The organism is Methanolobus sp. WCC5, assembly GCF_045690325.1.
Classification (GTDB): Archaea; Halobacteriota; Methanosarcinia; order Methanosarcinales; family Methanosarcinaceae; genus Methanolobus.
Genome location: NZ_CP146981.1, coordinates 561,651 through 586,105 on the forward strand (window position 1 = coordinate 561,651; position 24,455 = coordinate 586,105).

Sequence of the window (24,455 nt, forward strand, 5' to 3'; positions counted from 1 at the left end):
ATTCTTTGAACTGAAATATGAATTAATAAATGAACATAATTTAATCATATTTATAACTAATCCATAATCTTCTTTATAAGAATAATAAACTAATTCATACATCCGGCGTAGTCACATATGCACAATACAAAAATTCTGTGTTTACTAATGAGAGAACGGGATGAATAACGACAAAACAATTAATATGCAAATGCATCTATCGCATTATCAGGATTAGTTGAAGGATTTTCTCTGTCAGAACCTGTTTGTAATTGTAACCGCAAGCCTTCAAAGAGATCACAGAGAATTAAACCATAGATGAATTGAATTTGAGAAAATGCCAGCCTGAAGAAATGTCACATTCAAATGCCACGCGCAAATGCCACTCTCCGGTGTGTACAATGGGTGCGGAGTAGAGAAAAAAACTGCTTCAGATGTGGGGGACCTGACGTACGGGGCAGCATTCTGTGCTTTTTTCTCAACCCCGATCATACCCTTTTTGTACATCTTTTGTGTTCATATCACCTGTGGTACAAGGTGAGATATAAGACATAGGTGGATTTGGGGAAGGAAACAGGTTTTTACATGGGCAGGTGAAAACATGAAACCTGTGTGTAATACCTGTATGAGTCGCACCCAACAGCACATTATATCATGTTTTCATTGGATCATGTGTTATTAGTAGGAAAATAACTCCCATCCTATAAATAGTTTATCCGAATCTATCATGATTAATCGTTTTATAATATTTTTTTGTGTAAAGCTAAAACTATCAGAGAAAAACCGGCTCTGTAGAAAACCTATTATCAATAATTTGTGAACCGCACATAAACGCTGATGCACACAGATATTTTGCATCTGTGTTACCTGCTAAACGGTTGTTTAACAGGCACTCAACTGCGTAGGAGGTGAATGTATCGTATTCATCTGTGGTTTATTAATAAAGAAAGGATTTCTGCAGAGCCGAAAAACCAATAAAAGATAAGTATAAGAAAAACAGTGAAGGTTAGAAGAAGAATAGAAGAAGATCAGAAACATAAAGAGGAGAATCATGGAAAACATAGATGACATTAAAAGGTATTTTTCACAGCAAAACTTTGCTTCAAACTCAGGTATGAAGTTCACCATTATATCAAAAGGATACGCAAAAGCCGAGATGATGATCGAGAAAAGACATCTTAACGTTCTGGGTACGGTTCACGGAGGTGCCATCTTCACACTGGCAGACATGGCCTTTGCAGCAGCGTCCAATTCCCACGGCACTGTGGCTGTGGCCATCAATGCAGATATATCCTATGTGAAAGCCGTAAGTGAAGGAAGATTATATGCAGAAGCCATTGAAACGTCAATAAACCCGAAGATATCCACCTATGTAGTGAACATCACTGACGAAGAAGGAGACATCGTTGCTATTTTCAATGGCATGGGCTATCGGAAGAAGAACAGGCTTGCAATCCCTGAAAAATAGAGCAGGTCCGGTGATCCATAGTTAAAAAGAGAGGGAAGCAGATACATAAATTAATAAATTAACTAATACGTAAATTAATAAGTTAATAAATAAATAAATAAATTAATAAAAAAATTACGGCGGATCAGACCAGCTCTTTTGGCTGCCTGTCCTGAGGTAATGAAGGTAGTGTTGCAGAGCTTACAAGCAGAGGTGAATCGACCTCTTTTGCCCTTTCAAGGAGCAGTTCCTTCCCCCTGCGGGTAAGTCCGAAGAGAGGAACAGCATTTCCTACCTGGACAAGGGGTTTTACAAGTTCGCGTATGTTCTTTGAGGCACAGCCTGTGACAATATCAGTATATTTTAACAGGTCTGTGGCGCACTCCCTGTCAATACCCGTTACATGGGCACCGATGATTGTCAGTTCAAGGTCCATCTCACCTTCAAGTTCCCTGAGCTGCCTTGCAGTATCGGGAAAGACCACTGTTACTGCAATCCTCTTATAACCTATCTTTGCCGCTTTTCTGACACCTTCCACAGGATCGATCCTTGCGGTGGACGGATCAAGGACGATTCCGCCCCTTTGGTTTATTCCATTGATTATCTCATCGATGGGTTCGGTCTCGACAAGCCCGGAGATGCGGGCCCCCATGCCCTGGACAAGAAGAGGGTTATTCGAAATAACGGTTCCTGCACCGTCACAGGCTGTTACGGTAGTGTCAAGAAGACCACGGTTAAGACCTGTCATCATAGTCTCAGAAGCCCCGAAACCTACGAAGATGTCCATATCAAGTTGGCGCCTGCTTGTGAAAAGACCAAAATCCCTGATACGGAATTCCATATTCTTCCTGATCTCCTCTTTTGTGATCTCACTGATACCCCGGGCCTTCTCAAATATAGGGCACCAGCTGATAAGGGGATCACTGACCTCTACAACTTCACCGTCTTTAACAACAACCCTGGCCTTTCCCAGTATTTCCATGACATGAGGCATATTTTCACCTTTTACCTTGATTATCGTAACATGCAATTAATGTAGCGTGCAGATCATCGTAACCTGCATATTACTGTAACATTGCAATTAATATGACTTACATATACTTTAAATTGCAATAATGTGACTTGCAGTTTTTAGTGACCATGCCGGGATCATTCTTTAAGTTTACCAGCAAAACATCGCTGGCCCTGTCAATGAGCTCTCACCTGGTCCTATCTGCAAACTCTACGCACATCCACGCACATCTATGTATATCCACACACAGATAAAATGCAGATACACCCGGATACAAACCGATGGATGAAGAACGTATACGATGGCCTGCAAGTCTTCAGATGATAAATGAGGATTATGCTGGCCCGGAAAATTCCGATCTCACAGAGCATTCCTTCTGTCTATGACCTTTTTGGATTTACCTTCCGTGCGCGGGATGGTGCCCCTTTCTGCAAGCTCTACGTTTGTCCTGATATTGAGCACGCCCTTAAGCTCGTTTTCCACGTGTCTGCGTACGGCTGCAAGGTCTTTCAGCTCTCCTGTGAATGCATTTTCCTCCAGCTCCACTTTTACCGTAATCTCATCAAGCATCTTTGCATTCCTGTCAAGGATGACCTGGAAATGTTCTGTGATCTCGGGGATGTTCACGATCACATTCTCTATCTGTGAAGGGAAGACGTTTATGCCCCTGACGATGAGCATGTCATCAGCCCTTCCAAGGAGCCTGGATATGCGGGGGGTTGTGCGGCCGCATGAACACTCACTTTCAAGCAATCTTGTTATGTCACCGGTCCTGTACCTGATGATCGGCAGCGCTTCCTTTGTAAGGGATGTGAGCACAAGTTCACCTTTTTCGCCTTCTGCAACCTGTTCACCGTTCTCATCGAGTACTTCCACGAAGAAGTGATCACTCCATATGTGAAGACCATCCTGTTCCTCACATTCAAAAGCAACGCCGGGGCCCATGAGCTCTGAAAGGCCATATGAATCATAAGCTTTGATGTTGAGGGCATTCTCAAGCTGTTTCCTTGTGTTGGATGACCAGGGTTCTGCACCAAAACAGCCGACCCTGAGAGAAAGCTTGTCCACAATATCCATTTCCCTGGCAGTCTCTGCGAGGTAGAGGGCATAGGAGGGGGTACAGTGCACAGCAGTGACACCGAAGTCCATCATCATCTCAAGCTGCCTGCATGTGTTACCAGTACCGCTGGGCACGGTCATGGCACCAATCCTTTCCACACCGTAGTGGAAACCAAGACCACCGGTAAAAAGTCCGTAGTTGACAGCATTCTGGAAGACATCATTATTATCCAGACCCACCATCGTAAGGTTCCTTGCCATAAGATCGGACCAGGTCTCAATGTCGTTTTTTGTGTAACCGACAACTGTTGGCTTCCCACTGGTTCCGGAGGAGGCGTGTATCCTTACAACATCCTTTTTCGGGACGGCAAAAAGCCCGAAGGGATAGTTGTCCCTCAGGTCTGTCTTCCTTGTCATGGGCAATTTGCTGATATCGTCCACTGATCCTATGTCATCAGGACCTATTCCAAGCTGCCTGAACCTATCCCTGTAAAAAGCAACATTTTCATAGACTGCTGCAGCCGTCTTCTTCAAGCGTTTTGATTGCAGTTCGGCCAGTTCTTCCTTTTTCATCGTCTCATATTTTGGCTGCCAGTATCTCATGGGAACATCTCCGCAAAATATCTCCACATAGGACTACAGCTTTAAATGGTTTGCTATTATGAAGCATGCTAACAGTACTCTCATAATTCTGGAAATCCTTTGGCCTGGGCCCGGAAATCAGGACCCTGTGTGTCACCATTTAACCGGCCCGTTTACGTACATGGATAACCCCTATTCACTACATAAATTTATAATTTAGACTGAATAATTCACTTTTTATGTACACTCTAGTTATTTCTATGAACATATATCCCATATCACTGACATAACGCATTAAATAGTGTACATCAAGACATCACAATTGATAGTGATGGGAAATCCTGAAAAACGCCGGTTATCTGCAAGTGCAGGGATAATTCTTTTTATTCTGTTGCTGTGTACTGCCCATATTGCATTAGCTGACGGCGAAGAGGTTATTACCGAGATAAATTCCACTTACACGCTGGTCCCTGAGGACGGGATCGTTAAAGTTTCCAAGGAGATAACTTTCCATAACAATGACAGTAAGACCAGGTACTGGAGAGGATATTATTCCAGTTTCAACCACTACCTGCCTGACAATGCATTGAAGGTAGAGGCATTTGACAGTGAGCGGGCTCTCATCTTTTCCAGGACATCGGAAGGATATCATACATTCCACTTTAACCGGAAGGTCTGGTATGAGGAAAGTTACACGTTCCGTATTGAGTATGAGCTTGAGACGAATAAGAATACTGCTGTTTTTTCCCTGAGCGAGTATGGCCAGCGGACAGAAGTGATCCTTGAAGTGCCTGCCGGTTTTGACACGTACCTGAGCAGGGATGACTACGAAGTAGAAGAAAGGATGTATTCAAGCGTCTATAAATTCGAGAAGGGACAGAGATGGGACAGGTCCTGTGTTGTCAATTCAGTAAGGGTTTCCCCGCGCCTTACACTTAAAGGCACAGCTGTTCTCAGCGAGAGGGACGTGGATGTGCAGATAAGGTACTGGGAAGGGGAAGAAGCCTGGGCGCAGGGTGTGATGCAGACAACACTTGAGAGCCTGGTGTTGCTGGAAGAGAAATGGGGATTTGCATATCCTCCTGAATATAATATCACCATCACACAGGCAAACATAACTGAAACAGGTGGTTATGGCGGGTACAACCAGGGCAGCAGCGGTATATGGCTGCTTTATACTTCCAACCATGGGATACTGATCCATGAGCTGGCACACTACTGGACAAGAGCATGCAATTTTGACCAGTTGTGGATGGAAGAAGGCTATGCCGATCTTTACACATACCTTGTCCTGGAAGAGATGGAACCGGAGGAAGGCATCTCAAGGCGTGACAGGTTCCTTGGTAAATATGATACCATGAAAGAAGAATATGATTTTCCGCTTTCTGACTGGAGTACGCCGGCAAGCCTTGATGGTTTTAATGAGAAACAGGTTGATTTTGGCTATAAGAAGTCATTTGCCCTGACATACTCAATATATGAGACCATGGGACTTGAGACGCTGCAGGATATGAACCAGCAGTTCCTTGCCTTGCAGAGTGATATTGATAATGCTGATTATCTTAATATCGCTGATTCTGTCTCGGACCGGGACATAAGTTTCATTGAAATGTACCTGTATGCCTGAACAGGAAGCAGGGCCATTGCAAATGACTTTTTTATTCAGGCTTTTAAATAAATAAGTTCCTAAAATATAGTTTTGTCGGATATATTTATAACTTAAAGGAACATAAGAGTAATAGGAAAGTGGGAATTGTCGTTACATGCTTGTGTCTGTCCGGACAACTTTAAGTTTATTTGTTCACGGGGAATGTGGGAAATGAAAGAGTATGTCAAAAACAATGGGTTTTATCTTGAAACCATGGCAGATGTAGTTGATGGCGTCCTGGATCAGCCATCTGCGGATGATGCTGTTAAAGTGATGACTGACAGGATAAGATCGCTATTCTGCGAGTTGCAAAAAACCGAAAATGTCGCTGTCAGAATGTCATGCCTTGGCTCCAGCTGGAGTGATCCGTCATGGACAGGCCAGGGTACGGTCCTGGCAGATGATCTTATCGTAAAAGGTGAAAAGAGAGGTGTCATCGAGATAAAGATAGATACAGACCAGATACATGGCCATGAAAACCATGAAATAAGGCTTCGGCAAATTTCCAGGCTTGTTGCTATTGTTCTTGGCAAATGGGAAGAGATGTCAAAATTAAAATATAATGAGAAAAGGGTCAAGAATTACTGCAATAAACTTGATGATCATATTTTTGTTCTGGATGCGGATGGAAATATACTTGATTTTAACAACGGCTTTAAGGACTGTACGGGATATTCCACAGAAGAGCTTGCTAAAATGAATATAAACGACCTGATTTCCAATATCCCGGAGGAATTTGAATTATCAGGGATAATGGAGCAGGCATTGTCTGCAGGACATGTCACTTTTGAGGTCGAGCACAGATGCAAGAACGGGGAGATCATTCCCCTGAGCATTAGGTGCAGGCCTCTTGAAGAAAAACCTGGATGCGAGGAAGAAACTGCATTGATATGCGTGGCCAGGGACATCTCCCGGGAAAAGATAACCGAATCTAAACTGCAGGAATCGGAGAATATGTATTCCACTATTGTGGAAGAGGGAAATGACGGTATAATCATAATCCAGGATGGTAAGCTGACATTTGTAAATTCGAAAATATACGATATTACGGGTTTTTCACCAGAGGAGGTCCTTAATAAGAGCTGCCTTGTGCTTATGCCGGCATATGAACATGGAAAGTTCATGGAATGGATCAGAAATGCAGGCACATGTCCTGCTGAGAAATTGATCTGCCGTGTAGACCTGATCACAAAGAGCAACAGGGAAATACCTGTTGAGATGAATGTTTCCCTGATAGAGCATGAAGGCAGGGAAGCCAGGCTTCTGATAATCAGGGATGTAAGTGAGAGGAAGCACAGTGAGGAACTTCTTAAGAAAGAGAGGGACAGGCTTGAGAACTACCTTGATGTGGTCGGTTCCATTATAGGTATAGTTGACAGGGATTCCAGGATAATCTTTGTCAATAAGAGAGGGGCCGAAGTCCTTGGCTATCCGAAGGAAGATATAATCGGAAAGAACTGGTTCGATGATTTCCTTCCCCAGAGCGTGCGGAATATGACAAGGGAAGCTTTTTTCAGGGTCATGGCAAAGGAGCTGGACCCGCCTCAGTATTTTGAGAACCTGCTGCTGACAAAAAGCGGTGAGGAGAGGCTTATATTCTGGCATGATGTCCCTCTTGAGGATGAAAATGGTGAACGTATCGGTATGATCAGTTCGGGAGAGGATATCACCGAGAGAAAGAAGGCTGAGGAGAAGCTAAAAAGATATGCAGAGGAACTTCAGGAGGCAAATGAGCTCAAGGACCTCTTTACAGATATCATAAGGCATGACCTGCTGACACCTGCAAGCGTTATCAAGGGATATACCGAGGAGCTCCTGCTTGCTGTGAAGGATGAGCAGGCCCGCATGCTTGCCGAGAAGGTGAGCGAGAGCAATGACAGGCTTATCGAAATGCTTGAGACGGCTACCAAGCTTGCCAAATTGCAGAAGGAAGAGGATATTGTTTTTGAGAAGATGGACATCGTGCCTGTGTTCAGGATGGTGACAGACAGCTTCAGAACCCAGCTGGAAAAGAAAAAGCATGAGGTAGTTTTCTCCGGCATGGAATCCTGCATCTGCGTGGTGAACCCTGTTATAGAAGAGGTCTTTGCAAACCTCCTTTCAAATGCCATCAAATACAGCCCCTCCAAAACAAAGATAGGGATCACCTTCTCCGATGACAACGACATGTGGAAGGTCAGCATCGCCGACAACGGCATCGGCATCCCCGATCAGGATAAACCCCTCCTTTTTGACCGCTTCCACCGCGCCGACAAGAAAGGCATAAAAGGAACCGGCCTTGGCCTTGCCATAGTAAAACGCATAATAGAACTCCACTCCGGCCACTTCGGCGTCACCGACAACCCCCAGGGCCAGGGAAGCGTTTTCTGGGTGGCTGTGAGGAAAGGTTGATGTGGAATGTGGTGTGTTTTATTTGAAAGGACTGGGAACTCCTGTTTTTAGATTTATAAGTCTACCTGGCGGTTCATCCCCACGTGTGTGGGGAACTCGTTGACCCCGTGTTTTTCACTTATTCTTATACCGGTTCATCCCCACGTGTGTGGGGAACTCCAAAAGAGATCATTAAACGAGCTGGTCACGTCCGGTTCATCCCCACGTGTGTGGGGAACTCGGTTGATAATTTCCCTATGCTAATCCCGAAATCGGTTCATCCCCACGTGTGTGGGGAACTCCTACTGCTAAAAATGCTCATGTACAAACAACACGGTTCATCCCCACGTGTGTGGGGAACTCTCTTTAAATCCTTCTGATATTTCACTTAATGACGGTTCATCCCCACGTGTGTGGGGAACTCATTAGATTATCTCTTAGGGCTGTTCTCTGGCTCGGTTCATCCCCACGTGTGTGGGGAACTCAAAAGGAAGATAAAAGGACCATGTTTATGGTCCGGTTCATCCCCACGTGTGTGGGGAACTCACCAAAACAAGTAAAAGATGGCCTTGGATGGTCGGTTCATCCCCACGTGTGTGGGGAACTCGTGTTCTAAACAAAACTATGGACTCTGAGGAGCGGTTCATCCCCACGTGTGTGGGGAACTCATAACCACCTGTCTCATAGCTGTACTCTGATCCGGTTCATCCCCACGTGTGTGGGGAACTCTCTGGTTTGTGAATCCCAAGTTCCTCTCCTACCGGTTCATCCCCACGTGTGTGGGGAACTCGATAATCTCCCTCGCAGTATCGACTGTGATCTCGGTTCATCCCCACGTGTGTGGGGAACTCATCATCCAATAACAGTTCAACAGCAAAACGATCGGTTCATCCCCACGTGTGTGGGGAACTCACGAACGCAGGCAGGCTGCTATAAATCTGTACCGGTTCATCCCCACGTGTGTGGGGAACTCGTTGTTGTTGTGGGTTTCGTTGTGATAAATGTAGGTTCATCCCCACGTGTGTGGGGAACTCACGCTCAGGAACGTCTAACATAACCGATATCTCGGTTCATCCCCACGTGTGTGGGGAACTCTGCTCCGATCGGGATACCATGTTGATTTCTCGCGGTTCATCCCCACGTGTGTGGGGAACTCTTATGGGGTATGTGACTCAGCTATTTAGATACCGGTTCATCCCCACGTGTGTGGGGAACTCGTACTCACTGTCCTCACAATAAACCCGGTTGTCGGTTCATCCCCACGTGTGTGGGGAACTCTTCTCAGTGCTCTCTCCTCGTCAAACTCCTTTCGGTTCATCCCCACGTGTGTGGGGAACTCTATCCGCAGGTGTTCCTGAGAATGTTGTTTATCGGTTCATCCCCACGTGTGTGGGGAACTCCATGGACCTTCCTTGCAGATGTGGCGGATGAACGGTTCATCCCCACGTGTGTGGGGAACTCCTATCAGGTAGAATGTAAGTTCCCCGGAGCCGCGGTTCATCCCCACGTGTGTGGGGAACTCGCCATGAATAGACACCTTTCCAGTTCTCAGAGCGGTTCATCCCCACGTGTGTGGGGAACTCATCCGTATCAGGAATATCTATTACAGGCGGCTCGGTTCATCCCCACGTGTGTGGGGAACTCCCTGCCGCAGGTCTCTCCTCTCCGAATAGGATCGGTTCATCCCCACGTGTGTGGGGAACTCATGATTTGATTGTGAATGGTTTGAAGAGCAGGCGGTTCATCCCCACGTGTGTGGGGAACTCTCCGTTATTGTTGTGCAGATAGAATGACATGTCGGTTCATCCCCACGTGTGTGGGGAACTCGCAACATCCCCGGATAATGATAAGAACACGATCGGTTCATCCCCACGTGTGTGGGGAACTCGGTTTGCATGGATAGAACTCACCAGCTACACCCGGTTCATCCCCACGTGTGTGGGGAACTCGAGATCCTGAAAAGAAAGCTACATGTTTATGGCGGTTCATCCCCACGTGTGTGGGGAACTCACCAGCTACACCCTTGATAATCCAATCACCAACGGTTCATCCCCACGTGTGTGGGGAACTCGAAAGATATGTGAAGTTGATTGGTGAGACGGTCGGTTCATCCCCACGTGTGTGGGGAACTCTTCCATCCCTGAATTGTGGGGGGTTTAGGATCCGGTTCATCCCCACGTGTGTGGGGAACTCGGACCGTAAAGCTATATTCATTACTCAAAACACGGTTCATCCCCACGTGTGTGGGGAACTCTGTGCGTCTTTTATTCAATCAATAAAGAAATAGGTTTCCGTTTTCCTGGCTTATCAAATTATCATTGGATTTACTCATAACATTCACAAATCTGATATCTGGATAAATAAAAACCATCAACAGAACATCACCTGTTATTTATTATCAGGTAAAAAGGATATTAACTTAACCCCATCCATTTCTTTGGGAATCCGACGATTTTCACCCATTGTAATGAAATCATAACCTGCTTCATTGGGGTAGTTCCAGATAATTACCGCATTTCCGTCTTCAAGACCTTCTTCAATGTTCTCAACGATCATGTCCCTAACCTTTACTGAATAGTCACCAACATAAACACCTGCACGGACCTCTAACAGCCACAAAGCCAGACGTCCACGCAATCTATCAGGTGCATTTTCAAGTACGATGACCAACATCGCCAATACTCCTTTCATTCGGAATTGCCGGTGGCAACTGATCTCTGGGTGCATCCGGAATATCAATACCTCCTGCCGAAAGGACATCTTCAATAGCAGGAATTATTTTCTTCAGCAGTCTTGTTTCTCTGAATGCATCCCTGCAGGCAAGCCTAACAGCCCTTTCATAATTAGTATGCTTCTCAGATGCAATCCTGAAAGCCACAGGAATCACAGTTTCAAACTTGAAAAGATCGGCAATGTCATAAACAAAGGAACGAGGTTTCCCGGTATGGATAAAGCCTACTGCAGGAGAATAACCTGCAGCAAGGATTGCTGCTTCCGTAACACCATATATGCATGAGGTTGCAGAACTGAGACACTTGTTCTGTACATCAGCACTGTCCCAGTCCTCTGGATCATAACTACGTCCCTTCCATTCAATACCATATTGCTGGGCAAACAATTGGTATAACTTCTTTACACGTGCTGCTTCCATTCCACGCATCTGCTCAATACTGTAATTCTCAGGTACTAGTTCATTGAATCTGATCTCATACATTTTTCGAGATACCCTAAGTCTCAGATCATCATCAATTGCTAGCTTTGCCTGATAGAGCAACCTATCAGCACGCGCACCCCCTGGCTGTCCAGCTGAATAAAGCCTGACACCAGCCTCGCCAACCCATATCAGAAGACAACCAACACGTGCTGCAAGCGTCACTGCTGCATGGGATACCCTCGTGCCAGGTTCAAGCATTAAGCAGGCAATTCCCCCAACCGGGATCTGCGAACGTACACCATTTTTGTCGATTATGACAAATGCTCCATCTACCACGTCAAGTTCGCCTTTTTCAAGGAATAGAAGAGAAAAGCGTTCTTTTATGGTGATGGGTTTTAGTTTGGGGAGCACTTTTAATATCCTCCTATCGAATTGGACGCACAAGAAGCAAACCACAACCAAAACCCTTTGCTGGGCCTATTCCCTCAAAAAGTATTTTCTTAAATAGTTCCGGATCATTTACCGTTAAAACACCTGTAAAGTCAATTGTGTTGAAACTGATATTGTGCTTGCCAGTAGGTTTATAGAATCTATGATTACGATAACCATCTGCACGCACCTGCTCCTCCTCTATAAAAAAACCATTATTCTCTGCTTTCTTTTGTAACCATTTAACTCCCTTTTGCTGAACAATCTCAGAAACGTGGGAATAATCGTATGTACTAGATTTTTCTTTTTTCATGCGGAACTTTTCATCCATTACCACATCATGACGGTGTTGTTTTCCATTTTCATCTCTTTTTGAGACAATTGGATTGGCCCGAAGGGAAAAAGAAAGTTCCTGCCCCGGTTGCAATACTGGCTCATAAGATTTTACATCGATATCCCACAAACCAGATTCATCCCTCGGTTCACTTTTGGATACAATATAGAACTTTGGCACTGTACCTTCTGATTCCTGACGATACAAAAAGCTCCTTTCGTCATCAGCCCCTTTTGAAAATAAGGACCATACAAGACGGTGAATATTATAACTGCTCCCCACATTATTGAATGATTTGTCTAAAGCCGCTTCAGGGAGAAGTTTTGCCCTGCTCATGTACATGCATCTTTCCTCCAGTTGACCATTGAATAGTATTCTTTTCTGTCAGCGAACTGCCACCTTTTCCGACTCAATACTTCATCGCGCCGGGAAACACTATGTTCATGAGATACATTTTCATCAGGATCATCCCAATAGAACCGGCAACTGCCGTTATCAATCAATCTTCCGACAAACGTGTTATCCTTGAACTCGGCATTTACAATTGCTTCCTTCATAGTAGGAGCAGATATGATAATAGGATCAAGTGGAAGTGCTGCAGGACAGGACTTTTTCCCAAGATACATCGAAAAAGAAGGCTCTCTGATAGCTTTTGCAATTGCATCGAGAGAATAAGGAGGATTATCTTTCCTTGTAGAAAGAATCACAGTATAGAGACTGTCGCAGTAATAATCACGGGTGGAAAGAATTGTGTTCAATTCATCTTTAGGAACGGCTAGCTCATCCTTCCGGGTGAAAAATGTCTTCTTGTTCCTGCCAGTACCCGCAGAAGGAACCTGAGAAGTATGGTAGTCACGAAGCATAAGCCCTGCAGAATTAATAAGAACCCCGAAATTGTAGCCAGAAGACAGCTCAAGCTGTTTTTCCTCCTCGTCCCTGCGAATTCCCAAAGCTGCAGCAAGAAGACCGAATATTGCTGATTTGGAGGGATGATCAAAGGTAGGTCTGTAGGAACCTACTGCAATATCACCCCAGGAAGCCATAGGACCATATAGTCGAAAAATTAAATAATTCTTCATCCCAATCGACCCCTTGCATCTAATTGACTACAAAGTCCAGCATTTCATCCAGTGAGCCTTCACCTGTGTAAGCGTTCATATCCTTGCGGTCTTCACAGCACTTGCCGTAGACCTTCTCCATATTCTGGTTTGTTTGCCTAAGAGCATCGATAGCACTTTTCAACATGCTTTTTCCTTTTACAGGTTCAAGATATGAAACCGATAGTGAGCGAGGCTGTTGCTTACCTTTCTCTATCATCATGTAAGATGCATACGCTCGGGATGCAAAACTGTTCTGCTTTCCTGTGGGTGATACTTTTGCCATTGCCTCAACCAATGCACGCAAAGCCTTGTTTGCAAGTTCTTTGTCTTGGCCAAGATTGTTTTCCAGCAGTTCGCAATCTACACAGACATAAGTATAGAAAAGACCTGAAGCAAATTCGGTTTCACCAAGGTGTGCCGACCCTAAATTTTCTTCGCCCCTATTTAAGTCATCAACTGCAGTGAAATAGTCATCTTCAACTGCAACTTCATTAACAGTAATAGCATGAGACACCTGTACAGCAGCTTCGGTATTAAACTTAGGATTAGCTGCGAGCATACGCCCAAACATAGCAATATCGACAGCTTTTTGCTTTTCCAGCAACAAGCCTAATACGTTATTATAGTTTCTTTTCTTTGCATCTTTTGTCTTTTCTTTTCTTAATAAGCTCAAAACTTCTTCCAAAGATTCATCCTTTTTTGAGATTTTCGTTACGATTTCATCAATGGCAAGTATCTCCTCCGGATAAAAACTAACTATTTGTTCAGTTTTGAGAGTATTTACATCTTCAACCTTCCCGAAGGACCCAGCTATATATTCAACCCATTCCTTAGTTGTATCTTCCGGCACTTTCGGATTAACTTCTTTAGCATCGTCATTACCATTGATCAAATCAATCAGTTTTACTCCGGATGTCAAGGCTTTGTATAAATATGCCCCCATTTCTTTAGTCCTAATACCAAAATTATCGCAGAAACTCTGCATGAAGAGATCAGACGTCCTCCACGCCCGTTTAAGGCTCTGTGAAGATACTCTTAATCTTTGAGTTCCACCCATTACAGCAGTCTTTGGTCTTCCTAAGTCATCGCGGTTTAAATTAGATGGGGGGTACGATACGAGCGTATGTATTTGTACAAATTTTGTCATCTTACTTCCTCCTAACTTCTAATGTTTACTTTCAGGTGCTTTCTCATAGTAGCTATAAGCCCAATCTTTCTTTGTGCCATCATTCCAGTAGTAGAGGCTATTTGCAAGATTGCAGGCATTGACATTTCCGTCCATAAGCTTAACAATTCTAACAACCGAACTGAACAGTTCCTCTTTTTCTTTTATTTTCAATAGCCTTTTAAACCGCAATCCACTAACCTGAGGGTTTGAACCATCTTTTAGATGTGCCATTTGAGCAGCAAATGGCTCTCCATCGTGATGATTTTTTACATTTGCCAATACTCCTGCAATCAATGCAATGGAATCTCTATTTCCAAACCCTATTTTATTCAAAGCTAACCAAAGCCTATGATAGGCAGGATTAAACACGATATCTACAGTATTGTGGCACCTACGAAGATAAGCTCTATCTCCTCGATTATTATCCAAATCCATCCACCATGATAACAAAACCTGACAAGCTTCAGGATTTTTCTCCAATGATTTCTTAAATGTTTTCAATCTCAATCACCTCTCTGAAACGCATTTGTTGCCTAACTAAATCCTCTTTCTTTTTATGTAGGCAATCCAAGAATCTCCTTTATTTTTTTACCACCTTCTGAATTATACCTTCTGAGATCCCTGTGAGCTATAGCTACTCTTTCTGGTTCTATAACACTAAATTGCATGGATTGAGAATACTCATCAAACAATCTTTCAGATACTTTTGACAAAAATCTAATCCATTGTATTTTCAAGTCAACTGTCTCAGAATTGCTTTCTAATTCTGAATTTAACTTATTCAGAACATTATAGAACTCGGATTCCGTATCATGCCAAAATCTGGAATCAATAACAGAAATATCTCCACGTATCGGTTTTTTTCCATACAAAGCTTGTTTTGTACAATTGCGAGTGTTGTTATCTACAATTTCAGCAACCTTGATTAGCTGAGAAACTTGAGATTCATAGCTATTTCTAATTTGTTCATCTACATTAAACAAAGGCATTCTACTTTCATACCAACATTCTACTTTCATGTCAATAACATGGTAACCAAAAGCCCATAGTCTAGGAGAGTTCTTGAAAATTTGACCCAGATTTTTTAAGCTCGATTGTTTTGAAATAAATTTTTCGAGGCACAAAGATGGATGACTCCCCTTATCTGGGTCGGTTTTTACTAATCCCAACCAATGGCGATAGAAAATATCTTCAGGTTTTGTTTTCCTAGGGATAAGATCATTTTTCTTTTCATAATAAGGGGTTAAAACATGACGCCATTGACTTGTATAATCATTACCGTAAGTTTGTGTAAAATATGTAAAAACCAAATTGTCTATTTTTCCACAAATGTCACAAATACCTTCTGTGCAATTATTAAAATCAAGACGAATTCTTCTTGGCATTCCCCAATACATTTGTTTTGGACTTACATCCATTGGAGAAGTAAACAATCCTTTCTTTCCTTTTGTACGAGTAGGAACCATCCAAGGAAATACATCTCCCAAATCTATTTTGTCATTAGCACCCAAATTATCAAAATTTTCATCTGGAATAACATTTAACCACACCGTTTGCCAGAGAGTATCGCCTAAAACTATCGTAGTTAATGGACCACCGCCTCTGAGCGATGTAAGATGACCACTCCCTCCCTTAGGAGCATTTGTTTGTAAAGTAAATAGTGTAGTTGCACAACAAGAAAAACACATTTTTGAAACAGTATCTCTCTTCAAAAAATGATCAGTGTTGTCCTCTATCGTTTTTTTTCCAGGCATTTCCATGAGCAGTTGACTTACAGATATTCGATCTTTAACATTACTTTCAAAATGCTCATAATCCTGCATAAAACGTTCATTTTCTCCATCCAGATTGAAGGCATCAGAGACTTCCTCAAACATAAAACGCAGCTCATCCGGTTTTGGTGGATTTGTGAAATATTTTCTCCAATCTCTTTCATTTCTTGGAGACATTGTGGTTTGTACCAGGCCAATAAGGAACTGAATAAGAGAGCCGTTAAAATCCGAACGTGGTGATGCCAGTGAAATAATCGGATTTGAATCTAGTTCATCAGTGATCTCCCAGGGAGATATTTTTTCCTTTTTACCGTCCTGCCTGTTTATCCATATCCACTTTTCATTAATCAAGTTAAAAACCGTGTTATCACCAACTTATTTCTTATTTATACTAAGACCAATTTCTGAATTGTATGTTAACAATACTTGTTTTTTGTATTTGTTCAATGCAGAACCTTTCCAGTTAATTCCATCATCTGAAAACATAGGAATCAATAAACTCCATTTACCTTTGTCCTTCATCGATTCCCTGGATCTCTCTATTAATTCGTTCATTTCCTTGCCATAATCATCCACATACCTAATACGGCCACCACTAACGCTTAACTGGCTCATATCCCATGCATAAACTTCAGAAAACACCATGGGAACAAGAACTCCATTTTCAAATCTTGCAAGGCGAATATTAACCGATTCACCAAGGCGGGTCGGAGTTACAACATCATCCAGCCACTGTGTGCCTGAACGCACGTAACCTTGCATCAGATTTAATGACTTGAAGTTAGCCATTGACGTTTGTGCCATTGCTTCTCCGTATGCCTTTTCGTCAAGGGCTTTTAGTTCTGCCGGAACCTTTGCGCTTGCACCCTCGCCAAAAACACCTTCAATGAAATATCTACTTTCGTCAGGCACTCTGAAACTTCCATGTTCAGAAAGCAGGTGAGCAGTAAGCCAAAGCTGGCCATGTGACTGGTAAACATGTGCTCCCCTTGGGAACATATCAGAATACCAATATTTTGAGATTTTCCCGGTCACTTTAGGCGAGAGAATACCTAGAACTGGAATTCCCCTCTCTTCATGCTCACTAATAGCACCGTTAGCATCCCGGAAATGGCGTTGCAAACGCCCAGCCCTCTGAAAAACAAGGTCAATCGGAGCCAGATCTGTAACCATGTAATCAAAATCAAGATCTAATGATTGCTCTACAACCTGAGTGGCAATCAGTATCTTGCCACTGCGTTCCTGTGAACCACTTGTTTTTCCAAAAGACATGAGAACTTCATTCTCAATATTCAGCCGATCACCCATTGCATATCTTGCATGGAAAAGAATTACTGAATCTTTCCCCAGTAAAGATACAAGCCTATAATATGATTCAATTGCATCGTCAACAGTGTTACGTATCCAACAACTGCATTTCGCTTCAGCAGAACAGGATACAAGTTTATCGATTACTGCAGATTCGTCATTGAATATCTCAACATTTACGGTACGTCCGGTTCCTGCACGAGATTCTATTTTTATCTCCGAAAAACAGGATTCACAAACATGTGTCAGAAGAGGGTATTCATCTTTAGAAATCTCCTCTACCGAGCATCCCAGGCCCTTACAAAAATGAGATGCCAACTCCCTGCGATGCTTTATAGGTAGTGTGGCAGAGAGAAGAATTGCACTTCCACCCATTGATGCGTGGAACTCTAAAAGGGTACATAGAATCCTGTGCATATAGGGATCATATGCATGAACTTCATCTACAATCAAAACGTTGCGCGACAAGCCCAGCAATCTTAGAGACTGGTGATTTGAAGGTAGCACAGCCATTAAAGCCTGATCAATGGTCCCTACTCCTACATCGGCAAGTAAAGCTTTTTTACGGCTGTCGGCTATCCAGGCTGAACACTGGGCATAAACCGTTTCATCTTCTTGCGAAACATTCCCCATATCATTTTCAGAACCCTTAACACCAATAGATTTACTAAATGCACCTGACAAATAGCTTTGACCGTGTGCAAGCACCAATGAAGGATAAGAGTCTGGTTCATACATGTTATTATAAAGATTCGTTAATCTGCCATACATAGCGTTAGATGTCGCCATTGTTGGTAGGCCGAAGTAAATTCCGTTTGCTGTGCCTTGTACCATGATACGATGAGCTAAACATAAGGAAGATTCTGTTTTTCCACTTCCTGTTGCATCCTCCAAGATGAAGAGCTGGGCATGATTAACAACAGGACATGCAGATGCATATTCTTGCATAGGACTGGGAACTTCAATTTCAGGAAATAGTACTTTCATTTCTGAAACCAGAGATATTGGCGAGGGCAAAATTCCTGAGTCTGTAAGCGCTTTTTCGGCTGATGGTAATGCATGCTCATTCCAATATTTCTCCAGCGGAATGGATTCAGATAAGTACTTGAAGTGTTCATTTGAAGAACCAATCCAATCACTTACAATCACGATTCCTGCAATTAACCAGGAAGTTAATTTAAATGCAGCCTCTATATCTTCAAAATCATATCTATAAGCATCTGAACTTAAAAAACCATCAAATGTATTTTTCAGCAGGAGAGAAGATGCTGCTTTTATAAACGAAGCTGCCATATCGAGATCTTCTTCAGTGAATAAATCGTTTTGGTTTATTGGAAGACCATTGTTCATGTTTTTTGGAGGATTACCATGATGTCCGGTTGTGGAAGTAATCCAAGGAATTATTATGTCATTCCAATCATAAGAGTCAAAAGAAGTTTTATCCAGACAAAGCCAGTTCTCATCCCATATTTTATCCCATAGTGCTTTCCACAGGTAGAAACCCATACTATCATGACGAAGATCGTAACTTCTTTTACTATCATGGCCTCTAAGAGAAACTAATAAGTCTGGCTGAAGATTTTGAAAGCATTCTGAAAATTTCCCAATATCATGGATTGCAAGATAGAAAGAAACAAAAGATATAAGTTGCTCATCATCTAAAGGAATATATTCTTTGAATTTCTGAAGAAGCAATCGGTCTTTTCTCAATAGAACGTTGCCGGTTGCAGCCACATCTAAACAGTGATAAGGTAAGAGATGATACAAGTTATTGCAACTATCATTTAGAGATAAGGACTTGCCCCAATTTTTAAATATTACCTCCAATTAACCCCACTCCTTGTAGATTCCTTAATAAAAAGATTAAGCAGAATTATAAAGTATTCTTTGTACAACTGTCTACCTTTAATATATACTTTTCCATTTGACTCTCAAACTGTACTACTACCAAATTAACGTGTAACTATATACCCTCAATTACACCTATATACCCCTACTTGTATACAATAAACCAATGCCAAACCTAACACTCATTACTACATTATACACACTTGACCCTGTACTGGTATGTATCACACGATTGTCACCGACCAGAGTGATAATTATAACAGAAGACGGAGCTGTGGACAAGAAAGTACAGGCGGAGAACATGCTGGAGGCCACGTTTGGGAAGGTTATCGAGATACGCAAGCTCATCACTTCTCTCTATGATCCTGTTACCATTGCACAGGACGTGGCAGGAGCTATTGAGAAAGAACATGACTGGGGGAACCAGGTCGTCATAAATGTGTCCGGGGGGCGCAAACCACAGGCTTTCGGGACGCTTTTCGGGGCTTATGCAAGAAGTGATATGGTTAAGCGTGTAGTTTACGTCACGGAAGAGGACAATACAATGCTGGAATTTCCCATACTCGGCTTCAACATATCACCCACCAAAAAGGCCATCCTTGAGCATATAAAGCAGGGGGAGAAGGCTGTAAGTAAAATCGCGGTCAAGGTGGGGATCTCCAGGGGGATGGCTTATAACCATATACGGGAGCTTAAGGACATGGGGTACATTTCAGATGAGGAAGGGTTCTCTATAACAGATTCGGGGAGGCTGGCGGTCATCTGAGTCCATCCGGGAGGTCAAAGAGCAGGCAGCGGGGTGAGCGGGGGGTGTTGTTTGGGGCAGCGCTTGTTTCTGGCTGCGCCCGGGTGTCTGTACCTATGCTGGTCTTCCCGCCAAAGCTTACTTTACAAAACGCTTCCACAGTTTCCTCTTGAACCAGAGAAGGAGCTTTGCTTTTATAACTACCATGATAAATCTTCTTATCCATGCAAATACCATGACTTCACCTCAATTATTATAATTGGTCAGATGTTATAAAAAGAGTACTGTAATGGCCGGGTATCTGATGGCCACAGGGAATTATCATGATCTTAAGGGAAAGACTTTAGTGTATATTCATCCCAAACTAAGCATAAATATCTAAGCTAACTAAGCTAACTAAGCTAAGGGACTCAGGGAGTTCCAAAGATCTGCAGGACTTAAGGGTCCGGACTTTTACGGATCGGATAACAGACCGATCTGAAACATATCTGAACTTCAAAACAACCAGCGATCATTGACCAGTGTGGTAGACGATGAACTTAAAACCGATATATATTCTCCTGCTGATAGCCATATTATTCAGTGTAGGACCCGGGATAGGGTATTATACAGAATATCTCTGGTTCGGCATGACAGGATACCTGTCCGTCTTTGTAAGCATCCTGACCTGGAAGATAGCCATATTCCTTGCAGGATCCCTGCTTGTATTCCTATTCATCTATCTGAACATAAAGATAGCAGAAAAATACATAGACCAGGCATTAGAAGAAAAAGGTAGCAGCTATAATAGCAAATCTGACCTGACAGGAGGATTTGTCATGCCGGCAGCGATAATATTGTCGCTGATGTTCGGACTCTACCTGAGCAACCGGTGGGAAACAATACTTCTCTACCTGAACATGGTTCCGGCAGGTATACAGGATCCCATCTTTTCCATGGACCTGTCATTCTACCTGTTCCAGCTGCCCCTTCTTGAAATGATCAGGTCTTCATTGCTCTCATTGACAGCCCTGGTACTGCTTTTCACGGGAGTGATATATCTGCAGAGACTGGAGCCCATACTGACCCCTGAGATAAACATAAGCTACGGCACAGAAGACGACGGATACATAAGGACCGGCAATGAGCTCACAGACCTTATAGACAACATCCCCGGCACTGTGCTCATGCACCTCTCGGTACTTCTTGGACTTATAACCCTGACCCTTGCCTTCAGCTTCTACCTTAACAGGTACGAGATCCTTTTCTCACAGGAAGGTGTGGTGGCTGGTGCAGGATATACGGATGTGCATGTAAGGCTGCCTTTGCTCACCATCACCTCACTGGTCTGTAGCATAGTAGCCGCCGGGTTAATAGCAAATGCCAGACTGAGGAACAGGAACATACCGGTCCTTGGAATAAGCGCTATTGCCATCATGATCATTCTCACATCCTTTGCACCTTCAGCCTACCAGCAGATACGTGTCGAGCCCACAGAACTGCAGCTTGAAGAGCCATACTTGCTGTACAACATCAACTATACAAGAGAAGCTTTCGGACTTGCGGATATAGATGTAAGGCCTTTTGATTATAATCCCGAACTTACCCGGTCTGCCGTAGAGAATAACTCAGACGTTATTGCCAACATACGCATATGGGACGAAAGGGCCCTGCAGAACACATACAGGCAGACACAGCAAATAAGGACATATTATGAATTCAACGACGTGGATACGGACAGGTACCATGTGGACGGAGCCTACAGGCAGTTCATGATAGCCACCAGGGAGATGGATATAACATATCTTGACCCTTCAGCCAGGACCTGGGTAAATGAACGTCTCGTTTACACCCATGGATTCGGGGCTGTAATGAACAGCGTGAGTGAAAAAACAGATGACGGAAGACCCGTATTTGCCCTGCAGGACATACCTCCCCAGGGAAATTTCGATCTCACAAATCCCAGGATCTACTACGGAGAACTGACAACAGACTATAAGATAGTTAACAGTGACATAGAAGAACTTGATTATCCCAGTGCAGCAGGTAACGTATACGCCAGATATGAAGGAAATGGAGGAGTAGTGCTTGACTCCATATTAAAGAGACTGGCATACATGGTGCGTTTTGCAGACGTGAACTTCGTACTGAGCCGCTATATTACCGAAGAAAGCCGCGTCATCTATGATCACCAGATAAACCAGAGAGCAAATAAGATAGCTCCGTTTTTGATATATGACAGCAACCCCTATCCCGTCATCCACGATGGCAAGATATTCTGGATACTGGATGCCTACACGATCTCTGATAAATATCCCTACTCAGAAAGATACAGCACAAGAGCAGGAGACCTGAATTATATACGCAACTCTGTCAAGGTTGTCATCGATGCCTATGAAGGCACAGTTGATTATTATATCATGGAGGACGAACCCATGATCAATACATATTCCAGTGTCTTCCCTGATCTTTTCACGCCATACGAGGAAATGCCGGAGAATCTCAGGAAGCATATCCGATATCCAAAGGACCTCTTCACAGTACAGATGAACATGTACCAGAACTATCATATGACAGAGGTTGAAACCTTCTACAATAAAGAGGATACATGGCAGATCCCCAGGGAATATTACCGTGGAAGGACAATAACCATGGAGCCATATTACATTATGACAAGGCTCCCTGAAGGCGAAGGTGTCGAGTACATACTGATGCAGCCATTCACACCAAGGAACAGGCAGAACATGATAGCCTGGATAGCTGCAAGATGTGACGGCGGCGATTATGGTGAACTGGTGCACTATGAGTTCCCCAAGGACAGGCTGATATACGGACCAAATCAGATAGAATCCAGGATAGACCAGAATCCGTACATATCAGAGCTTTTCACACTCTGGGGACAGCAGGGCTCCAGCGTTATAAGGGGAAATCTGCTTGTTGTTCCGCTTGACAGCTCAATACTCTACATTGAGCCAATATTCATAAGTGCGGACGAGAACGAGATCCCCGAGCTTAGAAGGATAATCGTCTCTTCCGGTGAAACGGTTTACATGGGCATTGACCTGGAAACATCACTGCAGGTACTTCTTGGTGAGGAGGTCGCCGATGAGATTGTCGATGGCACAGGACCGGCCTATCTGCCAGGAGATGCCAGGGAACTGGCAACAAGGGCACTTGAGCATTATAACGATGCCCAGGAGTTCCTGAGGACAGGTGACTGGGCAGGCTATGGCCGGGAAATGGAACAGGTCTACGATCTGCTTGAAGAGATATCGCAGGCCGTTGCAGAAAGTGAAGGACAGTGATCCTGTCCTTCTGCCCCATCTTTAAGCAAGGTCGGTGTATATTTTGTCACGCTTTCCTAAAGAAAACATAGAATAGGCACAGAATAGGAACAGAATAGGAAGATGTAGTACTGAACCCGGTTTTTTATTGTTTTAGCTAATAAGCATATCAACAAGATCCCCTATCCTGTGTCCATCTGAATCGGCAGAGTACTCGAATATCCTGGCAGAGGGGTTCATTGTTTCAAATAGCCTGTTCAATGATGCTGATGTTCTCTGATCAAGGGGACCGGTACTTACAAACACGATCTCCGCCTCTCTTATCTGGGTGCTGACTATCTTTGGGATCATCTTTGCATCCTTTTTAAGGATGGTCACATCGGACATATAGACCAGAGGTGCAACGGACAGATTCCTGAAACCGCCATCCACTATTGCTTTCCTTACTTTTCCCGGAGGCAGGCTGAAGGGAACCTCGATAAGCATATGATCAAATGCCGGTTGTTTATCGATATCCTGCAAATCAGCCACAAGATCTGTAATAAAGGTGCATGGGATGTTTTGCATTTCTTTTACAATGATAGCAGGGTCCATATCAACATTTGCGTTTTCAGTGGACTGCACATCTTCTATAACTACAGCACCCACTTTTTTACCTCTTGCAATTAGTTCATTCCCAACAGAAAAAAGAGCATTTTTCTTTTCCATGCCTGTAAAACCGCCTATTAAAACCAGTTGCATTGAATTCCTCCTGGATCACGTTTGATGTGCATTGCTTAATAAGATTATCACAGATCCCTTTTGAATAGCCACAGAACAATCTGATCATCTTCAACAAACTAATCATCTTCAGCATCCTTCTCTGGCTTAAAGGTTATTTCTGGTTTTAAGGTTATGACTGGATTGATGCATCGATCAGTTAAGTCCTGCCCCGGATGAAAATATTGCTTTTTGAGCCGTTAGTCACTTATATAGAAGTAAGTATACCATCCTTACAGGAATTTATTGCTTAAAAGTGCAGGCCAGAACTGAATACAGGTATCTGACATTTTTATGCCGATAGCTGAAAACAGGTTTATGATAGAAATACAAACTCAAGAACTAACTCAAAAACATATCTGCTTTGATAAAGACATGTGATCTGCGGACTACCAGAAAAAGAGGCCTGTCACGGGAATGTGTATGCAACCTCCTGCACGGAAAAAGGCTCTTGTCTTTTTAGTCGTCTTGTAGGTGC

17 protein-coding genes and 1 CRISPR repeat array are annotated in these 24,455 nt (G+C 43.3%); of the genes, 5 read left to right on the forward strand and 12 right to left on the reverse strand.

The genetic code is table 11. From position 1 onward, the window contains the following. The first annotated feature begins 1,030 nt into the window (after positions 1-1,030). A complete protein-coding gene (locus V7O64_RS02660; protein WP_407356490.1) occupies positions 1,031-1,447 on the forward strand; it encodes a PaaI family thioesterase in 417 nt (138 codons plus the stop codon). 124 nt (positions 1,448-1,571) lie between these two features. On the opposite strand, the gene V7O64_RS02665 is transcribed toward V7O64_RS02660, so the two are convergent. After that, the gene (locus V7O64_RS02665) at positions 1,572-2,420 is read right to left on the reverse strand and encodes a methanogenesis marker 8 protein (protein ID WP_407356491.1); all 849 of its coding nucleotides are present in this window, start codon (positions 2,418-2,420) and stop codon (positions 1,572-1,574) included. A 378-nt stretch (positions 2,421-2,798) separates the two neighbouring features. Next, positions 2,799-4,100 (reverse strand): phenylacetate--CoA ligase family protein, encoded by a 1,302-nt coding sequence (locus V7O64_RS02670; protein ID WP_407356492.1) that lies wholly within the window; start codon positions 4,098-4,100, stop codon positions 2,799-2,801. Positions 4,101-4,380: 280 nt separating this feature from the next. Between V7O64_RS02670 and V7O64_RS02675 the strand changes: the two genes are divergently transcribed. Together V7O64_RS02675 and V7O64_RS02680 are read left to right on the forward strand one after the other, a co-directional pair. Then, the gene (locus V7O64_RS02675) at positions 4,381-5,706 is read left to right on the forward strand and encodes a M1 family aminopeptidase (protein WP_407356493.1); all 1,326 of its coding nucleotides are present in this window, start codon (positions 4,381-4,383) and stop codon (positions 5,704-5,706) included. A gap of 192 nt (positions 5,707-5,898) precedes the next feature. Further along, on the forward strand, positions 5,899-8,118 hold the full coding sequence (locus V7O64_RS02680; RefSeq protein WP_407356494.1) for a PAS domain S-box protein: 2,220 nt from the start codon (positions 5,899-5,901) through the stop codon (positions 8,116-8,118). A gap of 69 nt (positions 8,119-8,187) precedes the next feature. Then, positions 8,188-10,351: a CRISPR direct-repeat array (repeat unit 29 nt; unit sequence CGGTTCATCCCCACGTGTGTGGGGAACTC). A 134-nt stretch (positions 10,352-10,485) separates the two neighbouring features. Here the strand turns inward: V7O64_RS02680 and cas2e are convergent. From cas2e to cas3, 8 genes are read right to left on the reverse strand one after another with little or no spacing between them, the layout of a single operon-like run. Continuing rightward, on the reverse strand, positions 10,486-10,770 hold the full coding sequence (gene cas2e / locus V7O64_RS02685; RefSeq protein WP_407356495.1) for a type I-E CRISPR-associated endoribonuclease Cas2e: 285 nt from the start codon (positions 10,768-10,770) through the stop codon (positions 10,486-10,488). Further along, the gene (gene cas1e / locus V7O64_RS02690) at positions 10,751-11,662 is read right to left on the reverse strand and encodes a type I-E CRISPR-associated endonuclease Cas1e (protein WP_407356496.1); all 912 of its coding nucleotides are present in this window, start codon (positions 11,660-11,662) and stop codon (positions 10,751-10,753) included. Before cas1e ends, cas2e begins: the two co-directional genes overlap by 20 nt. Before the next feature lie 13 nt (positions 11,663-11,675). Continuing rightward, on the reverse strand, positions 11,676-12,350 hold the full coding sequence (cas6e, locus tag V7O64_RS02695; protein WP_407356497.1) for a type I-E CRISPR-associated protein Cas6/Cse3/CasE: 675 nt from the start codon (positions 12,348-12,350) through the stop codon (positions 11,676-11,678). After that, on the reverse strand, positions 12,347-13,093 hold the full coding sequence (cas5e, locus tag V7O64_RS02700) for a type I-E CRISPR-associated protein Cas5/CasD (protein ID WP_407356498.1): 747 nt from the start codon (positions 13,091-13,093) through the stop codon (positions 12,347-12,349). The genes cas6e and cas5e overlap by 4 nt, the downstream gene beginning before the upstream one ends. 19 nt (positions 13,094-13,112) lie before the next feature. Continuing rightward, complete coding sequence (gene cas7e / locus V7O64_RS02705; protein WP_407356499.1) at positions 13,113-14,261, reverse strand: type I-E CRISPR-associated protein Cas7/Cse4/CasC; 1,149 nt, start codon at positions 14,259-14,261, stop codon at positions 13,113-13,115. Positions 14,262-14,279: 18 nt separating this feature from the next. Then, the gene (gene casB / locus V7O64_RS02710) at positions 14,280-14,783 is read right to left on the reverse strand and encodes a type I-E CRISPR-associated protein Cse2/CasB (RefSeq protein WP_407356500.1); all 504 of its coding nucleotides are present in this window, start codon (positions 14,781-14,783) and stop codon (positions 14,280-14,282) included. 53 nt (positions 14,784-14,836) lie between these two features. After that, the gene (gene casA / locus V7O64_RS02715) at positions 14,837-16,405 is read right to left on the reverse strand and encodes a type I-E CRISPR-associated protein Cse1/CasA (protein WP_407356501.1); all 1,569 of its coding nucleotides are present in this window, start codon (positions 16,403-16,405) and stop codon (positions 14,837-14,839) included. 24 nt (positions 16,406-16,429) lie between these two features. Further along, positions 16,430-19,189 (reverse strand): CRISPR-associated helicase Cas3', encoded by a 2,760-nt coding sequence (cas3, locus tag V7O64_RS02720; protein WP_407356502.1) that lies wholly within the window; start codon positions 19,187-19,189, stop codon positions 16,430-16,432. 187 nt (positions 19,190-19,376) lie between these two features. On the opposite strand from cas3, the gene csa3 reads away from it, so the two are divergent. Next, positions 19,377-19,976: a CRISPR-associated CARF protein Csa3 gene (gene csa3, locus V7O64_RS02725; RefSeq protein ID WP_407356503.1), complete on the forward strand. Its 600-nt coding sequence runs from the start codon at positions 19,377-19,379 to the stop codon at positions 19,974-19,976. Here csa3 and V7O64_RS02730 read toward each other — a convergent pair. Further along, positions 19,969-20,115 (reverse strand): hypothetical protein, encoded by a 147-nt coding sequence (locus tag V7O64_RS02730; RefSeq protein WP_407356504.1) that lies wholly within the window; start codon positions 20,113-20,115, stop codon positions 19,969-19,971. The genes csa3 and V7O64_RS02730 overlap by 8 nt on opposite strands. A 373-nt stretch (positions 20,116-20,488) precedes the next feature. Between V7O64_RS02730 and V7O64_RS02735 the strand changes: the two genes are divergently transcribed. Beyond that, positions 20,489-23,239: a UPF0182 family protein gene (locus tag V7O64_RS02735; protein WP_407356505.1), complete on the forward strand. Its 2,751-nt coding sequence runs from the start codon at positions 20,489-20,491 to the stop codon at positions 23,237-23,239. Between the two features lie 132 nt (positions 23,240-23,371). Here the strand turns inward: V7O64_RS02735 and V7O64_RS02740 are convergent, their stop codons facing one another. Next, positions 23,372-23,959: a GTP-binding protein gene (locus V7O64_RS02740; RefSeq protein ID WP_407356506.1), complete on the reverse strand. Its 588-nt coding sequence runs from the start codon at positions 23,957-23,959 to the stop codon at positions 23,372-23,374. Between the last annotated feature and the right edge of the window lie 496 nt (positions 23,960-24,455).

Coding starts and splice junctions, on each gene's coding strand:
- V7O64_RS02660 (WP_407356490.1), top strand. CDS start 1,031: ATGGAAAACATAGATGACATTAAAAGGTATTTTTCACAGCAAAACTTT.
- V7O64_RS02665 (WP_407356491.1), bottom strand. CDS start 2,420: ATGCCTCATGTCATGGAAATACTGGGAAAGGCCAGGGTTGTTGTTAAA.
- V7O64_RS02670 (WP_407356492.1), bottom strand. CDS start 4,100: ATGAGATACTGGCAGCCAAAATATGAGACGATGAAAAAGGAAGAACTG.
- V7O64_RS02680 (WP_407356494.1), top strand. CDS start 5,899: ATGAAAGAGTATGTCAAAAACAATGGGTTTTATCTTGAAACCATGGCA.
- cas2e (WP_407356495.1), bottom strand. CDS start 10,770: ATGTTGGTCATCGTACTTGAAAATGCACCTGATAGATTGCGTGGACGT.
- cas6e (WP_407356497.1), bottom strand. CDS start 12,350: ATGAGCAGGGCAAAACTTCTCCCTGAAGCGGCTTTAGACAAATCATTC.
- cas5e (WP_407356498.1), bottom strand. CDS start 13,093: ATGAAGAATTATTTAATTTTTCGACTATATGGTCCTATGGCTTCCTGG.
- cas7e (WP_407356499.1), bottom strand. CDS start 14,261: ATGACAAAATTTGTACAAATACATACGCTCGTATCGTACCCCCCATCT.
- csa3 (WP_407356503.1), top strand. CDS start 19,377: ATGCCAAACCTAACACTCATTACTACATTATACACACTTGACCCTGTA.
- V7O64_RS02735 (WP_407356505.1), top strand. CDS start 20,489: ATGAACTTAAAACCGATATATATTCTCCTGCTGATAGCCATATTATTC.
- V7O64_RS02740 (WP_407356506.1), bottom strand. CDS start 23,959: ATGCAACTGGTTTTAATAGGCGGTTTTACAGGCATGGAAAAGAAAAAT.